The following is a 721-nucleotide window of genomic DNA, read 5'->3' as shown; positions in this document are numbered from 1 at the left end:
CGGCACGTCTCGACGACTCGCCGTCCGCCCTCGTTCCGCGCGGGGAGGGTGCCCCGGACGACCTCGCGCTCTCCCCGCCCCCCAAGTCCTCCGGCGACAAGGACGCCGTCAACGCACTCGCGGCCCTCAACCGCCTGTTCGGCAACGACCCCGCGTGGCACCGCTTCCTGATGCAGCGGATGGGCATCGACCAGGGCGTCCAGGTCTTCATGGTGCGCGATGTGCCCTCCGCCCCGGCGAGTGGTACCCCGGCGATCCAGCCCTTCGACTTCACGATCCCCGGCGGTACCGGTGGCCGTGTGACCTTCGACGGCTCCACCTCCACCGCGACCCCCGGTACCGGCGGCCACCCCCTGCGGGTCGAGGTGGGCACCGGGGACAACCCCGTGGTCCGGATCACCGAGGAGCTCGGACCGAACGCGACCCGGCAGTGGACCATCGGAGCGGACGGGAACCCGGCCGGCGACGGCGTGCAGTGGGTGAACCTGAACCCCGGCGGTGCGACCCGGGCGCAGATCACCCTGCACCTGGACGGTTCGGGCACGCCCGACCGGGTGACCCACGCGGGCGGCGGGACCGTCACCACCGAGAACGTCTCCCTCCTGTCGGGTGGCACCGAGTTGCGGATCACCGACCCCGCCACCGGTGATTTCACCCTCCACACCACCACCGGTGACCTGCGGTACAGCGCCACGTCCCTACAGCTGCACAACCCCACCGG

1 protein-coding gene is annotated in these 721 nt (G+C 72.0%); it reads left to right on the top strand.

Going from position 1 to position 721, the window contains the following annotated elements; translation table 11 throughout:
* Positions 1 to 721 (top strand): hypothetical protein (locus FNQ90_RS25690; RefSeq protein WP_182608496.1); only part of this gene is annotated, 721 nt, incomplete at both ends.

The organism is Streptomyces alkaliphilus (genome assembly GCF_014141535.1).
Lineage (GTDB): Bacteria > Actinomycetota > Actinomycetes > Streptomycetales > Streptomycetaceae > Streptomyces > Streptomyces alkaliphilus.
The sequence above is the reverse complement of the archived record's forward strand: the minus strand, read 5'-3'. Positions and strand labels throughout refer to the sequence as shown.